16 protein-coding genes are annotated in these 20299 nt (G+C 39.5%); 10 read left to right on the top strand and 6 right to left on the bottom strand.

The window, feature by feature from the left end:
• Positions 1-2 precede the first annotated feature (2 nt).
• From iolC to iolG, 4 genes are read left to right on the top strand one after another with little or no spacing between them, the layout of a single operon-like run.
• Entirely contained in the window at positions 3-980 is a 978-nt protein-coding gene (gene iolC, locus HOO54_RS21160; RefSeq protein ID WP_172298823.1) for a 5-dehydro-2-deoxygluconokinase, read from the top strand.
• A gap of 24 nt (positions 981-1004) precedes the next feature.
• Complete coding sequence (iolD, locus tag HOO54_RS21155; protein WP_172298821.1) at positions 1005-2912, top strand: 3D-(3,5/4)-trihydroxycyclohexane-1,2-dione acylhydrolase (decyclizing); 1908 nt, start codon at positions 1005-1007, stop codon at positions 2910-2912.
• 14 nt (positions 2913-2926) lie between these two features.
• The gene (gene iolE / locus HOO54_RS21150; RefSeq protein WP_172298818.1) at positions 2927-3823 is read left to right on the top strand and encodes a myo-inosose-2 dehydratase; all 897 of its coding nucleotides are present in this window, start codon (positions 2927-2929) and stop codon (positions 3821-3823) included.
• Positions 3824-3856: 33 nt separating this feature from the next.
• Positions 3857-4897 (top strand): bifunctional inositol 2-dehydrogenase/D-chiro-inositol 1-dehydrogenase, encoded by a 1041-nt coding sequence (gene iolG, locus HOO54_RS21145; RefSeq protein ID WP_172298816.1) that lies wholly within the window; start codon positions 3857-3859, stop codon positions 4895-4897.
• Positions 4898-5286: 389 nt separating this feature from the next.
• On the opposite strand, the gene HOO54_RS21140 is transcribed toward iolG, so the two are convergent.
• The 4 genes from HOO54_RS21140 to HOO54_RS21125 form a co-directional block, all read right to left on the bottom strand.
• Positions 5287-7236 (bottom strand): FtsX-like permease family protein, encoded by a 1950-nt coding sequence (locus tag HOO54_RS21140; RefSeq protein ID WP_172298814.1) that lies wholly within the window; start codon positions 7234-7236, stop codon positions 5287-5289.
• Positions 7226-7987 (bottom strand): ABC transporter ATP-binding protein, encoded by a 762-nt coding sequence (locus HOO54_RS21135; protein ID WP_172298812.1) that lies wholly within the window; start codon positions 7985-7987, stop codon positions 7226-7228. Before HOO54_RS21135 ends, HOO54_RS21140 begins: the two co-directional genes overlap by 11 nt.
• Before the next feature lie 105 nt (positions 7988-8092).
• The gene (locus tag HOO54_RS21130; protein ID WP_172299754.1) at positions 8093-9097 is read right to left on the bottom strand and encodes a sensor histidine kinase; all 1005 of its coding nucleotides are present in this window, start codon (positions 9095-9097) and stop codon (positions 8093-8095) included.
• A gap of 2 nt (positions 9098-9099) precedes the next feature.
• Complete coding sequence (locus HOO54_RS21125; protein ID WP_172298810.1) at positions 9100-9786, bottom strand: response regulator transcription factor; 687 nt, start codon at positions 9784-9786, stop codon at positions 9100-9102.
• A gap of 214 nt (positions 9787-10000) precedes the next feature.
• Between HOO54_RS21125 and HOO54_RS21120 the strand changes: the two genes are divergently transcribed.
• The 6 genes from HOO54_RS21120 to HOO54_RS21095 all read left to right on the top strand — a co-directional run bounded on the left by HOO54_RS21120 (position 10001) and on the right by HOO54_RS21095 (position 17199).
• Positions 10001-10939: a DNA-binding transcriptional repressor DeoR gene (locus HOO54_RS21120; protein WP_172298808.1), complete on the top strand. Its 939-nt coding sequence runs from the start codon at positions 10001-10003 to the stop codon at positions 10937-10939.
• A 127-nt stretch (positions 10940-11066) separates the two neighbouring features.
• Positions 11067-11738 carry a deoxyribose-phosphate aldolase gene (deoC, locus tag HOO54_RS21115; protein ID WP_172298806.1) on the top strand — a complete coding sequence of 224 codons (672 nt, stop codon included), beginning with the start codon at positions 11067-11069 and terminating at the stop codon, positions 11736-11738.
• 73 nt (positions 11739-11811) lie between these two features.
• Positions 11812-12993 (top strand): NupC/NupG family nucleoside CNT transporter, encoded by a 1182-nt coding sequence (locus HOO54_RS21110; RefSeq protein WP_172298804.1) that lies wholly within the window; start codon positions 11812-11814, stop codon positions 12991-12993.
• Between the two features lie 26 nt (positions 12994-13019).
• Positions 13020-14321, top strand: a complete 1302-nt coding sequence (locus tag HOO54_RS21105) for a pyrimidine-nucleoside phosphorylase (protein ID WP_172298802.1) — start codon at positions 13020-13022, stop codon at positions 14319-14321.
• A gap of 353 nt (positions 14322-14674) precedes the next feature.
• Entirely contained in the window at positions 14675-16084 is a 1410-nt protein-coding gene (abnB, locus tag HOO54_RS21100) for an arabinan endo-1,5-alpha-L-arabinosidase AbnB (RefSeq protein WP_172298800.1), read from the top strand.
• Positions 16085-16212: 128 nt separating this feature from the next.
• Positions 16213-17199 carry a choloylglycine hydrolase family protein gene (locus HOO54_RS21095; RefSeq protein ID WP_172298798.1) on the top strand — a complete coding sequence of 329 codons (987 nt, stop codon included), beginning with the start codon at positions 16213-16215 and terminating at the stop codon, positions 17197-17199.
• A 3-nt stretch (positions 17200-17202) separates the two neighbouring features.
• Here HOO54_RS21095 and HOO54_RS21090 read toward each other — a convergent pair whose 3' ends face one another.
• Positions 17203-18450: an MFS transporter gene (locus HOO54_RS21090; protein WP_172298796.1), complete on the bottom strand. Its 1248-nt coding sequence runs from the start codon at positions 18448-18450 to the stop codon at positions 17203-17205.
• Positions 18451-19485, bottom strand: a complete 1035-nt coding sequence (locus HOO54_RS21085; protein ID WP_172298794.1) for a ThiF family adenylyltransferase — start codon at positions 19483-19485, stop codon at positions 18451-18453.
• Positions 19486-20299: the final 814 nt, after the last annotated feature.

Genomic DNA, 20299 nt, shown 5'->3' with positions numbered 1-20299 from the left:
AGATGATTGATAGATTTGCTGAGGAAAAACAACTTGATATTGTCGCAATTGGCCGTGCATGTATTGATTTAAATGCAGTTGAATATCATCGTCCACTCGAAGAAACGATGACATTTTCTAAATATGTTGGCGGCTCACCGGCAAACATTGCGATCGGTAGCGCCAAATTAGGATTGAAGGCTGGTTTTATTGGGAAAATCCCCGATGACCAGCATGGTAGATTCATTGAGTCGTATATGAGAAAGATGGGTGTAGACACATCACAAATGGTCATTGATAAAGATGGCCATAAGGCGGGTCTTGCCTTTACAGAGATTAAAAGCCCTCAAGAATGCAGTATCTTAATGTATCGTGATGATGTCGCAGACCTTTATCTTAGTCCTTCAGAAGTAAACGAAGATTATATAGCCAAAACCAAGATCCTTTTGGTCTCAGGAACAGCGCTCGCTAAAAGCCCTTCCCGTGAAGCTTGTTTAAAAGCGATTCAACTCGCGAAAAAACAACAGGTCAAAGTTGTCTTTGAACTTGATTATCGTCCCTATACATGGGTCTCAGCAGAGGAAACAGCACTATATTATTCAATCGCGGCTGAACAATCAGACATTGTGATCGGTACACGGGATGAGTTTGATGTTATGGAGAAGCACAGTGGAGGCAGCAATAAAGCAACTGTTCAACATTTATTTCAACATTCCGCAGATCTCGTTGTCATTAAGCATGGTGTCGAGGGCTCTTACGCATACAGCAAGTCCGGTGATGTATTTAGAGCGACTGCATATCAAACAACTGTTTTGAAAACGTTTGGAGCAGGTGATTCATATGCCGCGGCGTTTATCTACGGACTTGTGACAGGTAAAGATATTCAAACAGCGCTGACATATGGAAGTGCCTCTGCAGCAATCGTTGTCAGTAAGCATAGTTCATCTGATGCGATGCCAACTGTTGAAGAAATCGAAAACTTAATTGCAGTGCAGTCTTAAGTCAAAAAGAAAGGTGGAATGTTTGTGGGGGAGAAAATTCGTTTAACGACAGCACAAGCGCTCATTCAATTTTTAAATCAGCAGTATATCCATGTTGATGGCGAAGAAACACCATTTGTTGAAGGGATTTTCACAATTTTTGGACATGGGAATGTGGTTGGGATCGGTCAGGCACTTGAACAAGATGCTGGTCACTTAAAAGTATTTCAAGGTAAAAATGAGCAAGGCATGGCTCATGCGGCAATCGCTTATAGTAAACAAATGCTGAGAAGAAAGATCTTTGCTGTGTCAACATCTGTCGGTCCTGGAGCGGCTAATTTAGTAACTGCCGCCGGGACTGCGCTTGCCAACAACATTCCTGTTCTTTTACTTCCTGCCGATACATTTGCGACTCGACAGCCGGACCCGGTCCTTCAGCAAATTGAGCAGGAGCACAGTGCAGCAATGACCACGAACGATTGCCTAAAGCCTGTGTCAAGATACTGGGATCGCATTACCCGTCCTGAACAATTAATGAGCAGTCTTATTCGCGCATTTGAAGTGATGACAGATCCAGTCAAAGCAGGACCAGTCACAATTTGTTTGTCTCAAGATGTCGAAGGTGAAGCATTTGATTTTGATGAAAGTTTCTTTGCAAAACGTGTTCATTATATCGACCGGAACATGCCAAGCGACCGTGAACTGCAAGGTGCAGCAGCACTCATCAAGTCGAGTAAGAAACCACTCATCATCGTTGGCGGCGGAGCCAAGTATTCGGAAGCACGTAACGAATTAATCGCTATTTCTAAAGATTGTCATATTCCATTAGTAGAAACACAGGCCGGTAAATCAACTGTAGAAGCTGATTTTGTCAATAACCTGGGTGGAATGGGAGTCACAGGTACACTAGCAGCCAATAAAGCAGCCCGCCAAGCCGATCTTGTGATTGGGATTGGCACAAGATACACCGATTTTGTTACGGCTTCCAAGACAGCTTTTGATCAGGCAAAGTTTTTAAATATTAATGTGAGTAGATTGCATGCCTACAAACTGGACGCATTCCAAGTTGTTGGAGATGCAAAGGTGACCCTCGACAAATTGTACGATTTATTAATAGGATATCAGAGTCAATATGGCTCAATCATTGAGGAACTGAAAACAGACTGGCTGGCAGAACGTGATCGCCTTCGTCAGATTACCTTTAAACGAAAAGGCTTTAAACCTGAAATTAAAGGTCAATTTTCTCAAGAAGTACTAAATGAATATGCCGATACATTGCAAACTGAACTCCCGCAAACAACGGCATTGCTAACCATTAATGAAACAATTGATGAGGGTAGTGTGATCATTGGTTCGGCTGGTTCTCTCCCCGGAGACTTGCAACGTTTATGGCATGCAAATGTAGTGAATACGTATCATCTTGAGTATGGTTATTCATGCATGGGCTATGAAGTTTCAGGGGCACTTGGTTTGAAATTAGCTCATCCTGATCAAGAAGTCTATTCTTTAGTCGGCGATGGGAGTTTTCTTATGCTCCATTCAGAGTTCATCACAGCTATTCAATATCACAAAAAAATCAACATCCTGCTGTTTGATAACTCAGGATTTGGGTGTATTAGCAATCTCCAAATGGATAATGGATCAGGAAGTTATAATTGCGAGTTCAGAACCGCCGACCAGCAGATTTTAAATATTGACTATCGAAAAGTTGCTGAGGGTTATGGAGCCAAAACCTACCAAGTTCATACAGTCGAAGCGTTAAAAGCCGCACTGGAAGATGCAAAAAAGCAAGCTGTCTCTACATTAATTGACATAAAGGTGCTGCCGAAGACAATGACTGCTGGTTATGATAGCTGGTGGCATGTAGGTGTTGCCGAAGTATCAGAAAACAATCGGGTTCAGCAAGCATTTGACGCCAAACAAAAAATGCTGAAGGTTGCCAAACAATACTAAAAGGAGGCAGCAGCATGGGAAAGTCAGATATTTTATGGGGCATCGCTCCAATTGGATGGCGCAATGATGACATTCCGGAAATTGGTGCAGGTAATACGCTTCAGCATTTGTTAAGTGATATTGTTGTCGCCGGATTCCAAGGGACTGAAGCAGGAGGATTTTTCCCCAGTCCGGCCATTTTAAACAAAGAGCTTGAACTGAGAAATTTACGGATTGCCGGTAAGTGGTTTAGCAGTTATATACTCCGTGATGGCATTGAAACTGCAGAACAGGCATTTAGAGTGCACTGCCAGTATTTACAAGAAGTTGATGCCGATGTTGCAGTGGTTTCAGAACAAACGTACAGTGTCCAATGCCTTGATAAGAATGTCTTTAATGAAAAACCTTATTTTACAGATCAAGAATGGCAACTGCTTTGTGCTGGATTGAATCACCTTGGAAGAATTGCACAACAGTTCCAATTAAAGCTTGTCTACCACCACCATTTGGGGACTGGTGTACAAACAGAGGAAGAAGTAGACCGTCTCATGGCGGGTACAGACCGAGAATGTGTCCATCTCCTCTATGATACAGGGCATGCTTATATTTCAGACGGAAACTACATGAACATCCTTGTCAAACATAGCAACCGGATTCAACATGTTCACTTTAAAGATGCACGGCTACAGGTTATGAAAAAATGCAAAGCAGAAGGGCGTTCATTCCAACAGTCATTTTTGCAAGGAATGTTCACAGTTCCTGGAGATGGCTGTATCGATTTTGTGAAAGTATATGAAACATTAGTGAAAAATTGTTATTCCGGTTGGATTGTGATTGAAGCTGAACAGGACCCTGCAATTGCAAATCCGCTTGAGTATGCTTTGTTGGCAAGAAAATATATTGACCGTCACTTGCTCAATGCAGCTACATAGGAAACAAAAAACAAATGTGAAGGGGTGGCATCCATGGGTGTACGAATTGGTGTGATTGGAACTGGAGCAATTGGAAGAGAGCATATCAACCGAATCACAAATCAACTGTCAGGTGGAGAAATTGTCGCAGTCACAGATGTCAATCAAGAGGCAGCCAGACAAGTTGTCAATGATTATTCATTACATGCCGACATCTATCCAGATGATGCTAGCTTGATCAATGCAGAACAGGTAGATGCAGTCTTAGTGACAAGCTGGGGTCCCGCTCATGAATCAAGTGTTTTGAAAGCGATCAAAGCGAAGAAATATGTTTTTTGTGAAAAACCGCTGGCAACGACTGCAGATGGTTGTATGCGGATAGTCAATGAGGAGATGGACCTCGGCAAACGATTCGTGCAAGTAGGTTTTATGCGACGATATGATAGCGGTTACATTCAGCTTAAAGAAGCAATTGACAACCGAGTTATTGGTGAACCGCTCATGATCCACTGTGCGCACCGCAATGCAGGAACAGGGGATCATTACACAACTGACATGGCGATTACAGATACACTAATTCACGAAATTGATGTATTGCACTGGCTGATCAATGATGACTATCAATCTGTCCAAGTCTTTTATCCAAAGAAAACGAGACATGCTCATTCGCATTTAAAGGACCCGCAAATCGTCATGCTCGAGACAAAGGGCGGGATCATTATCACTGCCGAGATCTTTGTAAACTGTCAATACGGCTATGATATTCAATGTCAAGTAGTCGGGGAGGAAGGTATTGTTAAGCTCCCTGAAGTAGCAAATATTAATGTGCGAAAACAAGGAAACAGTAGTACAGCTATTTTAATGGATTGGAAACATCGATTCGTGGATGCTTATGATAAAGAATTACAGGGTTTTCTAGATTCGATTCGCCAAAAAGGCGAAGTAAGCGGTCCTGCTGCTTGGGATGGCTATATTGCAGCAGTGACAGCTGACGCCTGTGTAAAAGCTCAACAAACAGGAAAGAAAGAGGCGGTACAGCTTCAAGAGAAACCCCAATTCTATCAAACAAATATTTTAGACTTGCCGATGTATTAAGGTTTAGAGGTGAATGAGAAAAAGGTTGAAAACTTTTCAGCTTAACAGGATTTAGCATTGTCTGGGTTGTAGAATAATCCAAGTATAGTTCTCTCGGGACAGTGAGGTAGGGGACAGGCAGCTCGCTTAAATTGCTTATCTTTCTGCGATGATCACTAGGCTGACGATGTTGCCCAATCCTCTAAGGGCTTTCCTTATCATAAAAAAGTATCGACACTGTGTGATTTGACGGCGCAGGTGACCGAGCTCGAGTTCGTTGATGTTTAATAGATGTCTCCGGACTGATGGTGTAAACAGCCGACCATCTTGAATCATGAAAATTTTTGTTAAAAAAACGACCAGAAAGCCAGTGAAAGCTGACTTTCTGGTCGCCCTAAAATATGTCTGGTTTACAATGCTGACTTAATCACCTTTTTATAATAAAGAACAGACAACAAACCGAAAATAGAGTATAGACCGGTGTACAACACCATGACAATAACCATCGGTGTCCACAGCTCTGATCCAAATAAGAACCAGCCGGATTGAACAGCAAAGTAGCTGTGAAGCAGACCGATGACTAATGGAATACCAAAGTTGTAGACTTGTTTGATTCGTATTCCCTTCAGTAAATCCCCCCGTGTGAAACCGAGTTTTCTCAAAATGGTGTAATTCGGTTTTTCATCTTCGCTTTCGTCCATTTGTTTAAAATAAAGGATACATCCTGATGTGATCAGAAATGTGAGTCCTAAAAAGCCGACGATAAACATGGCTAGGCCGAAATTCGATCTTTGCTGGTTAAAGGTATCAAGACGTGATAAATGTTGATCATTTTGATTCACTTTTGTAAATAGTTCATTTGCATGTTGAAGCTCGTCTTTAGATTTTAGGTTAATTCCGATATAAAGACTCAATTTTTCCTGTAACTTTGGATCTTTGTCATGGTTCAGACGTTTAAACAGTGCATCATCCACAATAGCAACGGGCAATCCGCCGCTTGTGAAGTTGTAGGATAAGAGGGCTTCCTTTCTAACCCCTAAATAGTTTAATGATATTGTCTCATGTTGGCTCTTTACTTTAATGGTTCCAGTCTCTTTAAAAGCCATAAATTTTTGAAGCAGGTCGGAATAGCCTGATAACAGCACATCTCCCTTCGACACGTCAATCCCGGCAATCTCTTGATCGCTAACTACGGCAAGCCGGGATTTTTTCGGATCTCCAGACTTTCCAGATTTATTTTCCTTACCGCTTTTTACAATCTGGTCCAGATTAACAGCCGTTTGTACGACATGAATTTCTTTTTTGCTGTAGGAAATGTTGTCTTCATCCAATAAATGCTCAAACTGCTTTGCATCCTTTTGATTTGTTATGGCGAAATCAGCTGCTACGTTTTGTTGAGCGGTTTTCTCTGCAGAGTAATAGGAAATATAGCTTAACGATAATAAGCCGATCGCTAGTGCCATGACGGTCGTGATAATCGTTAATAAAAGGGCGCTGGATTTCATACGGAACATAATCGACGAAAGGGACAGCACTTCGTAAATATTCAAGTAGCCTCCCTTGCTTTTGCGAATGATATTGGAGACAAAGCTGACCGACCCTTTATAAAAGAGATATGTGCCGATGATGACAGATCCGAGAATAAAGCTCATCGCAAAAAACAACTCATTAGGGGTGTTGAATTTTCCGCTGAACAGTTCAGTTGATATATAATATCCTGCCAAAATCAACAAGATGCCCAGCAAACCGATGATCATTTGGAAAATGGATATTCGCTTGACTTTATCTTCAGTCGATGATGTCGCTTTAAACAAAGATAAAATGCTTTGCTTTTTAATAAACGTATAATTCATCACCATGACCAAAAGATAGATTCCACAAAATACAATGATGGTTTGTAGAAGTGCTTCTCCGGAAAAATGCAATTTCGCTTCAGCTTTAATATCTAATATTTTAAACAAAATCATAAGCAAGAGTTTTGATATTGAAAATCCGGCAAACGCCCCGATGATCAAGGATCCGAAATAAAGCATGACATTTTCCAAACTTAAGATTCGGAAGATTTTTTGCTTCCTCATGCCAATTAATTGGAATAAGCCGATTTCTTTGCTTCGTCTCTTAATAAAAATCGTATTGGCATATAAAATAAATACAGCCACTATTACGACAAGAAGAATGGAAGCTGATTTCAAACCAGCTGCGCCTTTTATCGATGTCTTCACTTCATTGAGTGCCGAATCATACTGAAGTGTAACAAAAGCAAAATAAAGGCCCATGCTAAAGATTAACGCAAATACATAAAGGTAATAATTTCGGATATTTTTTTTCAGGTTGCGAAAAATCAACTGATTAATGCTCATGCTGAACCCCACCCAATACGCCTTGCGTCTTCATGATATCCTCAAAGAACATCTGCCTGTCCTGAACGCCCTTATTCAGCTGTGTATATATTTGACCATCTTTTATAAAAACCACTCGGCTGCAGTAGCTGGCAGCGACCGGATCATGGGTGACCATCACGATAGTGGCCGTTCGTTTTTCATTTAATTGGCTCAGTTTATTCAGCAAGTCTGAGGCGGATTTCGAGTCGAGAGCACCTGTCGGCTCATCAGCAAAAATAATGCTCGGTTCATGAATAAACGCCCGGGCTGCTGATGTCCGCTGTTTTTGCCCGCCGGAAATTTCACCCGGGTATTTATTCCGCAACTCGTAAATACCTAATTCCTTCGCTACTTCTTCAAATTTTTGATTGGCTTCTTTTTTGGGTATTTTTGTAATGGACAGCGGCAGAAGAATATTTTCCTTCACTGTCAACGTATCAAGCAAGTTGTATTCTTGAAAAATAAAACCTAAATGCTGTTTGCGAAATTCAGCAAGTTGTTTTTCCTTCATATTGGTCATCTCAATCTGATCGATCATAATCGTTCCGCCGCTCACATGATCAATAGATGATAGTACATTAAGCAAAGTCGTTTTACCCGAGCCTGACGGACCCATAATGCCAACAAATTCACCTTTCTCGATAGAAATATCGATACCCTTTAATACTTCTTGTTTATTAAACTTATTCCCATAGCTTTTCCGAACTTTATTTGCCTCTAAAATCGTCATTTCGATGAACTCCTTTTGTCGTAGTCATTATGTTTATTATAGAAAGGAAAGCCGGAACTTTCCCTCGATTAAACGAACAAAAAAGAAAAGCATGTGACATTTTTGTCACACGCTAATCACTTGTTCAAATTCATTTCGTTTTGGAAAGGTTAATGTAAAAGTCGTACTGGCACCAAGCGAGGAGTTTACCTTAATCTGCATCGCTAGCGGTTTTGCCGCTTTTTTTGCCAGGTATAGCCCCATTCCTGTAGCCGCCTTGTTATAATGTTCCCTAGTCGATGTAAAGCCTTTGTCAAACACGCGAGGTATATCTTTAGGATCGATACCCCGTCCAAAGTCTTGGACTTCAAGGTGAACCCGTTCATCTTGTACATAGCTTCGAATCAGAATATCAGATGCTTTACTATACTTCACCGCATTGGTCAGCAGCTGTCTGATGATAAAAGCCAGCCATTTCGCATCGCTGAGAACTGCCGCTGCCTTCAGCTGTATATCGAATCCGATCCGCTTTTGAATACACCATGTTTGCAAATCTCTTATTTCTTTAAATATTAATGGCTTGAGCTCAAGTACTTCAAGTGACAAGTCATTTTCGATAAATGTCATCCGTTTTTGGTGAAGTTGCCGATCAAGCAGCAGATGAATGCGCAGCCATTCATAATCGAGCTGGTTTTTCACCGTTTGATCTTCCATTCTCTCAATGATTAAATGCATAGCGGTCAGCGGTGTTTTCACTTCATGTATCCAAGCCATCAATTCGTCTTTTTCATTCTCTAAAGCTAAGCTGTGCAGTGTTGCCTGTTGTTTCAACTGTTCTGTCTGTCCAGTGATGCTTTTTTCAATCATCGATTCAAAAGGCGTCTCTGCTTCATCAATTTTTTTTACATCAAGGTTGTTTTCCCATTTTTCAAGACTTTTATAAAATTTCGTTTCTTTGTTGAAGCGGACAAACAGAAAAATAATCCATATCAAAAAAGACAAATAAACAATATAAAGGATGGGCGTAAAAGGGATGGATGAATCGACATAAGCGATAAACAAAAGGAAAACCTGCTGTAAAAAAAACATGATAATCCAGCTTCGTCTTTCGGTCAAAAATGCTTTCAGCATTGTCATGATCCTTCTTCCTTGGCGATATAACCCTGTCCGACCTTCGTCTCGATATAGTGACCGAGGTTCAGGGCATCCAATTTTTTTCTCAAGCGGTTTACGTTGACTGACAGTGTATTATCGCTCACAAAACGTTCGTCATTCCACAAGCTTCTGATCAACTCTTCGCGGCTGACAATTTTATTTTTTTGTTCAATTAACTGCTTTAAAATAAACATCTCATTCTTCGTCAGTTCAATGGAACCCAGCTCATTGGCAATCAGGTTTTGTTCGATGTCCACGGTTGCTCCGCACCATGTTTTGACGATGTTCGGCTCCGTGTTATATTCATAGGTACGTCGAAAAATCGCTTGAACTTTGGCAATCAACACATCAAAATGAAACGGTTTCTGGATATAATCATCAGCTCCGAACCTCATCGACATCACCATATCAGCAGGTTGATCGCGCGAGGATAAAAAGAGAATCGGAACATTTGAACGGGAACGGATCAGCCTGCACCAATGAAACCCGTCATACTTGGGAAGTTGAATATCTATGATGACACAGTCAGGCTTGATTGCTGAAAATTCCTTCATGACTTCGTTAAAATCGTTGATGCCATACACATCGTAGGACCATCCGGTCAACCGTTCTTTGATTTCTTCAAATAGTGATTCATCATCTTCTATTAATAATAGTTTAAACATTGGCTTCACCGCGCTCTTTATCTTTTTTATGTCAAGTGTATAGCAAATCGATCTTATGCGCTACAGGGACAGACTGAGGAAGCGGAATTGTTAGGGAATCGCTTCTGGTATAAGAGAAACTAAAACGGTTTGCACAGGTTTACTATTGGTAATATTTCATTATAATATGGTTAAAACGGATTTCGAAGACGTCAACATGTAAAGGAGGTATGTGATGGACAGGGAAAAACAGCAATTAAGTATTGAAGCTGCCAGGCTTTATTATCAGTCTGATTACAGTCAGCAACAAATTGCCGAACAACTGGAAATATCAAGACCGACTGTATCAAGGCTATTGCAGTTTGCAAAGGAGAAAGGGTATGTGCAAATTCGTGTCATGGATCCGTTTGAGGATATGGATGCCTTAGCTGCCATGTTGGAAGAGAAATACGGTCTGCTTGAGGCTCACGTTGTGTTTTCACCAACTGCCGATTATACGACAATCACACATTATCTGAGCCGTTATGGCGCTGAATTTATGCACAATGCTGTGAAAGATGGTGACATTGTGGGTGTTAGCTGGGGTACGACCATGTATCAAATTGCCCAGCGTATGTATCCTAAACAAGTGAAAGGGGTAGAAGTTGTCCAGCTAAAAGGAGGGATCAGTCATTCAAATGTCAACACATATTCGTCGGAAACGATTCAACTTTTTGGCAAAGCTTTTCAAACAATGCCGAGATATCTTCCGCTTCCTGTCATATTTGATCATGCTGAAGTCAAGCAGATGGTCGAACAAGACCGGCATATTAAGCGAATTATTGAGCTGGGTAAACAAGCGAATATCGCTCTCTTTACGGTCGGAACGGTTCGCGACGAAGCACTATTGTTTAAACTTGGTTATTTTAGTAAATCAGAAATAGCACTTTTAAAAAAACAAGGAGTTGGTGACATTTGTTCGCGTTTCTATGATGAAAATGGTGACATTTGCAGCCGTGCCATTGATGCCCGAACAATCGGAGTTGAGCTAGCTGATTTAAGAGAGAAAGAACGATCGATCCTGATTGCCGGTGGGGTTCGCAAAAAAGCTGCTATCAATGGTGCATTGAAAGGGAAATATGCCAATATACTCATTATTGATCAACATACAGCAAAAGAACTATTAAACGATTAAAAACGTCCAGGAAACCGACCTGGGTTTTACTTTACTTTCCTCTGAACAAATTTTCATATAACAATTTACATTTGTTCAGTAATCAGTTATGCTGAAACTATAATAAAGAAAGGAAGTGCTTTTGGATATGACGATTGCGAACAAAATTGATCATACAGCACTGAAACCGCATACACAAAAGCTAGACATTCAGAAGTTAATAGAAGAAGCAAAAACTTATCAATTTGCTTCAGTCTGTGTAAATCCAACTTGGGTGGAATTTGCCGCCAAAGAATTGGCAGGGACAAATGTTGATGTTTGTACAGTGATTGGTTTCCCGCTTGGTGCCAATACATCTGAGACAAAAGCATTTGAGACAAAAGATGCCATTGAAAAAGGTGCAACAGAGGTAGACATGGTCATCAATATTGCCGCATTAAAAGATGGTGATAATGACTTCGTTGAAGCGGATATTCGCAGTGTTGTGGAGGCTGCCGCAGGAAAGGCACTTGTGAAAGTCATTATTGAAACATGTTTGTTGACTGATGAAGAAAAAGAGCGTGCATGCCGATTGGCTGTAGCAGCAGGAGCGGACTTTGTCAAAACATCAACAGGGTTCTCAACAGGTGGTGCAACCGTTGAAGACATCGCATTGATGAGAAAAACAGTCGGTCCTGAGATTGGTGTAAAGGCTTCTGGAGGCATTCGAACAAAAGCAGATGTTGAACAAATGATTTCAGCAGGGGCAAGCCGAATTGGTGCAAGCGCAGGAGTCTCTATTGTAAGTGGAACAAACAATAAAACAGATGATCAATATTAATCAGGGAAGTTTAAGCTTCCCTATTGGAATGAAAAAATGAAAGCGAATACATCATTTCCAGGGGGACAAAAATATGAAGTATCTCATTGGGCTCATTGGTTTGGTTGTAGTTTTAGGGCTTGCATGGATCGTAAGTAGCGGAAAAAAGAGAGTAAAATATCGTCCGGTTATCGTAATGATTGTTCTACAATTTATCCTTGGTTATATCTTATTGAATACAGAAGTCGGGAATTATCTTATTAAAGGGTTTGCTCAAGGTTTTGGCTATTTACTGCAATATGCGGGAGAAGGTGTTAACTTCGTTTTTGGCGGGTTGGTGAATGTGAAAGAGTCCACATTCTTTATTAGTGTTCTTCTGCCAATCGTGTTTATTTCAGCCCTAATTGGCATACTTCAGTATTGGAAGATACTGCCTCTTATCATAAAGTATATTGGTATCGTACTTAGTAAAGTAAATGGAATGGGAAAACTGGAATCATACAATGCGGTTGCCTCAGCTATTTTAGGGCAGTCCGAAGTATTCATTTCGTTAAAAAAACAATTAGGTTTACTTCCTAAACAAAGACTTTACACTCTATGCGCGTCAGCTATGTCAACCGTCTCGATGTCAATTGTTGGAGCCTACATGACAATGCTTAAACCAGAGTATGTCGTCACAGCAATTGTCTTAAACTTATTCGGTGGATTTATTATTGCTTCAATTATCAATCCTTATGAAGTAGACAAAGAACATGATATGGTGGAAGTGCAGGAAGGTGAAAAACAATCGTTCTTTGAAATGCTAGGCGAATACATTATGGATGGGTTTAAAGTAGCGGTTGTTGTTGCCGCAATGCTTATCGGGTTTGTTGCAATTATTGCCATGATTAACGGTATTTTTAGTGCAGCGTTGGGAATTTCTTTCCAAGAACTATTAGGTTATATATTTGCACCGTTTGCTGTGTTAATGGGTATCCCTTGGCATGAAGCAGTGAATGCAGGAAGTATTATGGCGACTAAAATGGTATCAAATGAATTTGTTGCGATGAACACGCTTGCCCAAGGCAGTTTCGGTTTCAGCGGTCGCACAGAAGCGATTGTCTCAGTCTTTCTTGTTTCTTTTGCAAATTTTTCATCGATCGGTATTATTGCTGGTGCTGTCAAAGGTCTTAATGAGAAGCAAGGAAATGTCGTGGCTCGTTTTGGACTAAAATTATTATACGGTGCAACATTAGTCAGCTTTTTGACTGCGACAGTTGTTGGCCTGATTTATTAAACTAAAAAAGGATAGGTGATGACAAAATGAGAATGGTTGATATCATTGTAAAAAAACAAAATGGAAAAGAATTGACGACTGAAGAGATTCAATTTTTCATCAAAGGCTATACAGAAGGAAGCATTCCTGATTACCAAGCAAGTGCCTTGGCAATGGCAATTTATTTTCAAGACATGACAGACAGAGAACGTGCAGACTTAACGATGGCAATGGTGAATTCTGGAGAAACAATTGACCTATCTGCCATTGAAGGCATCAAAGTGGACAAACATTCAACAGGAGGTGTTGGCGACACAACAACACTTGTACTGGCACCACTTGTCGCAGCGCTCGATGTACCAGTTGCCAAAATGTCAGGGCGGGGACTCGGACATACAGGAGGAACGATTGATAAACTGGAAGCGATCGAAGGGTTTCACGTGGAACTTTCTAAATCCGAATTCGTTGACATTGTAAACCGTGACAAAGTGGCCGTTATCGGTCAAAGCGGTAATTTGACACCGGCTGATAAAAAATTGTACGCACTTCGCGATGTAACAGGAACGGTCAATTCAATTCCGCTGATCGCAAGTTCAATTATGAGTAAAAAGATTGCCGCTGGCGCGGACGCCATCGTTCTTGATGTAAAAACGGGTGCTGGTGCTTTCATGAAAACAGATGAAGATGCGGTCAATCTTGCGAAAGCAATGGTTCGTATCGGCAATAATGTTGGTCGTCAAACAATGGCTGTCATCTCAGATATGTCTCAACCATTGGGGTATGCCATTGGAAATGCTCTAGAAGTGAAAGAGGCGATCGACACGTTAAAAGGAGAGGGACCGGCAGACTTACATGAACTCGTCTTAACATTAGGCAGTCAAATGGTTGTCCTCGCAAAAAAAGCAGCCACGCTTGATGAGGCACGGGAAAAATTACTTGAAGTGATGAAAAATGGTAAAGCACTGCAAAAATTCAAAGACTTTTTGCAAAACCAAGGCGGCGACAGTTCAATTGTTGATGACCCAACAAAATTACCACAGGCAACATACAAAATCGATGTTCCAGCGAAAGAAGCTGGTGTCATAGGTGAAATCGTTGCCGACCAAATCGGTGTCGCTGCTATGCTATTAGGTGCAGGCCGTGCGACAAAAGAAGATGAGATCGACCTCGCTGTCGGCATCATGCTTCGCAAAAAAGTTGGCGATGCGGTTGAAAAAGGTGAACCACTCGTCACACTTTATACCAACCGCGAACATGTTGACGAGGTCATCACAAAGGTTTATGACAATATCCGAGTGACTGAAAAAGCAGAGGCGCCACAGCTTGTGCATACAGTCATTACGGAGTAAGCGACTAGCGGCACACACTCGCTCGGGTGTGTGCCGCTTTTTTGAATTTGAATGGTGTCATGATGATATAAAATAATGGGCAGTCAGTAGTGACCGACTTCACAAAGAGATGATCTGCGAAGGTTTCTTCATTTATTTCTACTTTATATGATCAAGTTCCATTGATTCATAAAATCGTTATGACCTCAGCCTCTTTTAAAAAGGATCTTCACTACAGTATAATCACTTTGTATTTTCTAAAAATTTTCAAAAAGGAGGATAGCTGACGCTTACTCAATGAATTGCGGTGTTAAAAAGTTTTGTTAGAAATAAAAAATGAAAGCGTTTTATTTGCGAGAGGAGAACAATTTAATATGAAAAAGCACCTACTAAAATTATTTGTCATTTTCACGATTTGTTTATTGCCCAGCTCAGTATTTGCACAAATCCAAAAACCTGACTTTCACGAAGTAAGTGTTCATGATCCATCAGTGATTAAAGTAAATCATACTTACTATGTGTTTGGCTCTCATTTGGCGTCAGCAAAATCAACTGATTTGATGAAGTGGAAACAAATTTCATCTAGTGTTAATCAGAACAACCCTCTCATTCGGAATGTATATCATGAATTAAAAGAAACTTTTACATGGGCGGAAACGAAGACACTATGGGCTGCAGATGTCAGACAGCTAGAAGACGGTAAGTTTTATATGTATTACAACGCTTGCCGCGGGGATTCTCCAAAATCAGCCCTCGGTATTGCTGTCTCAGACAACGTCGAAGGGCCGTATCGAAATAAAGGGATCTTTTTAAAATCAGGAATGGACGGGCTTAGCCAAGACGGGACGAAGTATGATGCAACAAAACATCCGAATGCCGTTGATCCGCACACATTCTATGATAAGAAGGGAAAACTGTGGATGGTGTATGGATCTTATTCAGGAGGAATATTTATTTTAAAGATGGATCCGAAAACAGGTTTTCCGCTGCCGAATCAGGGATATGGAAAAAAACTGATTGGTGGTAACCACAGTCGCATTGAAGGCGCATACATTCTTTATCATCCAAAAACTCATTATTATTACATGTTCATGTCATTTGGCGGTCTTGATGCTGTCGGTGGCTACAACATCCGTGTCGTTCGCTCTAAAAACCCTGATGGGCCATATTATGATGCGAAAGGTCATGAAATGGTGAATGTCCATGGTAAACCAGGCACCGTTTTTGATGACCGCTCCATTGAACCTTACGGCGTCAAGCTGATGGGGAATTTCTCATTTAAAAACAAGAATGGTACTGATTATGGTTATGTCTCCCCAGGTCATAACTCTGCTTATTATGATGAGAAAAGCGGGAAGTCCTATTTAATTTTCCATACTCGCTTTCCGGGAAGAGGTGAGGAACATCAAGTCCGTGTACATCAGATGATGATGAACAAAAAAGGCTGGCCTGTCGTCGCACCTCACCGCTATGCGGGAGAGTCGCTGAAAAAAGTGAACAAGCAAAATGTGGTTGGTGAGTATAAACTAATTCAACATGGGAAAGACATTTCAGCCCAGATTAAAAAACAAGTTGACATCACTTTGAATCAAAATGGGAAAATATCCGGATCGCTAACCGGGAGATGGAAAATAACCGGAAGTAACACTGTGGAATTGGATATACACGGAAAAAGATATGATGGTGTATTTTTGCAACAATGGGATTCGGGTTCTGAACGGGAAGTCATGACATTCAGCGGTTTGTCGCACGAGGGTGATGCAGTTTGGGGAAGTAAAAAATAACTCCTTTTAAAATGGCCTCATGTTATATGAGGCTTTTTTTTGGCTTATTCAGCCCATTTTTGCTAAAATAAAAACCGATTAGTTAACTAAGTGAAATATTAATATTATGCGAAAAGGGATGAAGCGCAATGTGTACAAGTATGACATTGACAACTGCTAGTGAGGAACATCTTTTGGCAAGAACGATGGACTTTTCTTTTCAGCTTAATGGGCAAGTCCTTTTGCAACCAAGGCATTATCAATGGGAGAGTGAGGTAGATGGCAAAGTACATGAATCTTCCTATGCCTTTATTGGCATGGGAAGAAAGCTTCAAAATACTTTGTTTGCAGATGGTGTGAATGAAAAAGGGTTGGCTTGTGCTGCACTTTATTTCCCGGGTTATGCTGTCTATGAAAAAACATTGAAGGAGCATCATGATCATATCGCTCCACACGAGTTTGTCACATGGGCACTGTCAATGTGTTGTGATATCAAGGATGTAAAAAAAGCAGTTGATTCTATTAGCATTGTTGAGAAAGAGGTCGAACTGCTTAAAACATTAACACCTTTACATTGGATATTGTCAGATCGTACAGGTCAGAGCATAGTGATTGAGCCAACAGCAGCCGGCATTCAAATTTATGATAATCCTGTTGGTGTGTTGACCAATAGTCCAGAGTTTCCATGGCATTTGACCAACTTAAGAAATTATATAGGTCTTCGTCCAGAACAGCATCATACGAAAACCTTGGGGGAACTGAAGTTGTCAGCATTTGGCCAAGGTTCAGGGTCCGCTGGGCTGCCAGGAGATTTTACACCACCCTCCCGTTTTGTCAGGACTACCTATTTAAAGGAACATATCAAACCGGTTTCCGGTGAACGAAACGGAGTATCGGCTGCTTTTCATATTCTCGCAAATATGAATATACCAAAAGGCATTGTGATCACTGACCAAGGTGAAGATGATTATACACAATATACAGCGGCGATGTGCAATGAAACGTGCAGCTATTACTATCATCTTTATCAAAATCGGCAAATTCAGAAAGTGTGTTTATATGATGAGGATCTAGATGCATCTGAAATTAAGTTGTTTTCTGCTAGACATGAAGAGGCAGTTCATTCTCTGAGCTAAAACTTAGTTAAAATGATGCTCTTTTGCAGGGGGTTCTTCAGTAACATGAGCGGGAGCTGGCAATGTTCTTAACTTCGGAGTTACAAACCAGTAAATGGAAATAAAAAGAATAGCCAAGCTCCCTAATCCATAAATATATCTAATATCGATAAAAGTTGATAAATAACCGCCTAATAGAGAACCAATTGGTAAAAACAATGCGGACAAAGAACCTACTATAGCAAATACTCTGCCGGTCATTTCCTCACTCACTAAGGTTTGAATGATTGTATTTAAAGTCACATTATGAATCCCAATCGGTATAAAAGCAATTCCAAAACTTATTAAAGTAACCAGCGGACTGCTTGATAAGTATGAGTTAAACCAAAAGAAAGCAGACAACATAAAACATATAATCGTCGTATATCCTAAAGGGAATTTACTGAAAAATTGAGCTAAAAGTGCGCCCAATAATAAAGAAACTGACATAAAACAAAGAAAGTAACCGTAAAAAGCTTCTCCACCGATCCGACTTGAAAACTCTGGCATAATCGCTGTGATCATACCAAATATAAAATTAATAATAGATAGTGGAATCAACATTTTAAGAATAATTGAGTTTACAATGAAATCCGTTCCTTCTTTTAATTCCCTTAAATAGGATTTCTCTCTTTCTGCCAATGAAGAAAGATTTGAATGAGCGTGAGGAAGTTTTATTAGACCAAAGATTAGTGAAGCTAGAACAAATGTTAAAACATCGATAAGATAGATATTGATGACTCCTATGTTTACAATTAAGAGTCCAGATAATCCGACTAAAACAATATCTGTACCTTGATAAGCAAACGTCATGAAAGAGTTGCCAGCAACAAGTTCGTCTTTTTTTAATAGTTTCGGTAAAGCTGCTTGCTGTGCTGGATAAACGATTTGTTCAGTAATGGTCGCGATCAGCATAACGGCAATAACTAGCCAAACATTTAAAAAACCGAGAAAGTAAGACACCGGAATGATAGCAATAGCAACCGCTTGTATCAATTGGGTGGACACCAGGATTGATTTTAAATGCAGTCTATCTACAAGAGGTCCAGCTAAAAACTCAAAAATTCCTGGCAACATAATTAAAGTTCCGGCTAATCCAGTATAAAAGGAACTTCCTGTTAGATGAAAAACTAACCACATCGCTGCTACACCATAAATACTGTCTCCTAAATTTGTAATCAGCCTTCCACTGAATAACAAAAAAAAGTTTCTTTTTTTAAATAAACCTATCATTTATGATTCACCTAATTGTTGGAGTTTTTTATTTTGTTCATAAATCTTGTACTCTGTGCTATCTCCTATAAAATAGTCATTTTTAAAAAAGTCAGCTCTGGCAAGATCTGATTGATTCATTCCTAATAGATTGTCAAATATTAATTTTGCCATAGACATGGCAGAAAATAATGAGTCAAAAATAGTACCGGTATTTTCAACAATAACTTCATCAAGGTCATTTAGAGTACTAAGGATTTTTTTACTACTATTTAAAAGTGAAAGATATGTTTCTTTATCAATTAAACAACAATGCTGTTGAAATACTGCATAACCACTAATCAAGATTTTAATGTGAGGAAAGTCCAAGAATATTTTTTCTAAAATATCAATGATTAGTGTTGCACTGTCTGCTCCTAAAACTAGATAATCGATTTCTTTAAGATCAACTAATTCTCTAAGGTCTTTGTAGTCTGTTAAGGAATGAACGATAGAAGTCATTTCACAAGTATTAAAATGCTTCTCATATCTGTCTTTTAGGACATTGACTTTATACTTGCCTATATCTGAACATGTATAATTTTGAGCGAATAAATTCCCTTCTTCCACGATATCTGGATCAATTAAAGTAAATCTATTTACCCCTAGTTTTATTAAAGTCTCAGGTAAATAGCTACCGACCGTTCCCGTTCCAATTATACACACATGCTTTTCTGTCATCTTTGCCCGATAGTCATTATAAGAAACATGAGGAATACAATCTACAAAACTGCGAATTCTGTTTTCAATTTGATCAAATTCTATTTCTTTTGTGGAAATATAACCTTTAGAGGATAGGTAAGACAAAGTATCATCTAAATCTTTTTGTGTATTAAATGGTGAAAGGCGAGTAAGTTCTTCATATGTTTTTGGGTTTGACAATATTTTCAAAAGATTAAACAACTTGTCATTATCAGAAGATCGAATCCCTTTCCGTAGATAGTTATTAGTATAATAAACAAATATCTCATGGTCCTTCTTTGCCCAATACATGCCTTTTTTCAGATAGTATTTCATGACTCTTCTCCTTATGCAGAAGCCATACAAAAAATGTATGACTTCTGATTTATGATTGTCAGTCTATCAAACCTATTTAAAATCATTATTTCCACCCACTAATAATAACATCGCCATTTAATTGACCATTTGATGTTTCAATGCTATATTCCTCAAAGCTCATAATTATCACCTCACTTTCGCCTAGTAAAATCTGAAAGATTTGAATTAACTGACAATTAAATCGTAACATGTATAAACTCCTATTTCAATTATTTTTTCAATTTTTTATCTTTTTTTGAAAATAAAGTGTTTGAAAATGTAAGACTAAGGACCAAATCTAACAACTCCTAAGGGTTGTTACAATTAGAGAAAGTCTAATAATATAAAAGTTAAAGTAAATTGTAATACATACTCTCAGAATTTTTTAGATAAACATGGTTTTAACCATAAAGTCTTGCTTCCACATACGTAATACATCTGATATAGAAAAAATCAAAGTGATTGTAGACATTAAGCTTTTCATCAGTAGTGGTTGCTAATCACGATAAAATTAAATTATAGTTATATTATTCATCATTATTTTTACCAATATTAAGGAGATAAACTAGCGTAACATTATTATCGGTGATGACGGATTGGACATCCTTCACGATGCAGTAGAAAAATTCTATAATATGTCCAAGAAGCATTTGGATAGGGAACCTGCTTTAGATGAATTTTTCGTAACGCTGCTTAATGTACTGAACACAAATGGAGATTCATTTTTTCCAGAGTTAAACGAAAGGCAAATTACAGATATAAAAGCTTCAACAAAAAAAGCAAAGCCGCTGTC

The sequence above is a fragment of the Bacillus sp. WMMC1349 genome (assembly GCF_013155385.1).
Lineage (GTDB): Bacteria > Bacillota > Bacilli > Bacillales > Bacillaceae > Bacillus.
The sequence above is the reverse complement of the archived record's forward strand: the minus strand, read 5'-3'. Positions and strand labels throughout refer to the sequence as shown.

What these genes read in the sequence shown, in the direction of transcription:
- iolC (WP_172298823.1), top strand. Translation starts at nt 3, where the DNA reads ATGATTGATAGATTTGCTGAGGAAAAACAACTTGATATTGTCGCAATT.
- iolE (WP_172298818.1), top strand. Translation starts at nt 2,927, where the DNA reads ATGGGAAAGTCAGATATTTTATGGGGCATCGCTCCAATTGGATGGCGC.
- iolG (WP_172298816.1), top strand. Translation starts at nt 3,857, where the DNA reads ATGGGTGTACGAATTGGTGTGATTGGAACTGGAGCAATTGGAAGAGAG.
- HOO54_RS21140 (WP_172298814.1), bottom strand. Translation starts at nt 7,236, where the DNA reads ATGAGCATTAATCAGTTGATTTTTCGCAACCTGAAAAAAAATATCCGA.
- HOO54_RS21135 (WP_172298812.1), bottom strand. Translation starts at nt 7,987, where the DNA reads ATGACGATTTTAGAGGCAAATAAAGTTCGGAAAAGCTATGGGAATAAG.
- HOO54_RS21130 (WP_172299754.1), bottom strand. Translation starts at nt 9,097, where the DNA reads ATGCTGAAAGCATTTTTGACCGAAAGACGAAGCTGGATTATCATGTTT.
- HOO54_RS21125 (WP_172298810.1), bottom strand. Translation starts at nt 9,786, where the DNA reads ATGTTTAAACTATTATTAATAGAAGATGATGAATCACTATTTGAAGAA.
- HOO54_RS21120 (WP_172298808.1), top strand. Translation starts at nt 10,001, where the DNA reads ATGGACAGGGAAAAACAGCAATTAAGTATTGAAGCTGCCAGGCTTTAT.
- deoC (WP_172298806.1), top strand. Translation starts at nt 11,067, where the DNA reads ATGACGATTGCGAACAAAATTGATCATACAGCACTGAAACCGCATACA.
- HOO54_RS21110 (WP_172298804.1), top strand. Translation starts at nt 11,812, where the DNA reads ATGAAGTATCTCATTGGGCTCATTGGTTTGGTTGTAGTTTTAGGGCTT.
- HOO54_RS21105 (WP_172298802.1), top strand. Translation starts at nt 13,020, where the DNA reads ATGAGAATGGTTGATATCATTGTAAAAAAACAAAATGGAAAAGAATTG.
- abnB (WP_172298800.1), top strand. Translation starts at nt 14,675, where the DNA reads ATGAAAAAGCACCTACTAAAATTATTTGTCATTTTCACGATTTGTTTA.
- HOO54_RS21095 (WP_172298798.1), top strand. Translation starts at nt 16,213, where the DNA reads ATGTGTACAAGTATGACATTGACAACTGCTAGTGAGGAACATCTTTTG.
- HOO54_RS21090 (WP_172298796.1), bottom strand. Translation starts at nt 18,450, where the DNA reads ATGATAGGTTTATTTAAAAAAAGAAACTTTTTTTTGTTATTCAGTGGA.
- HOO54_RS21085 (WP_172298794.1), bottom strand. Translation starts at nt 19,485, where the DNA reads ATGAAATACTATCTGAAAAAAGGCATGTATTGGGCAAAGAAGGACCAT.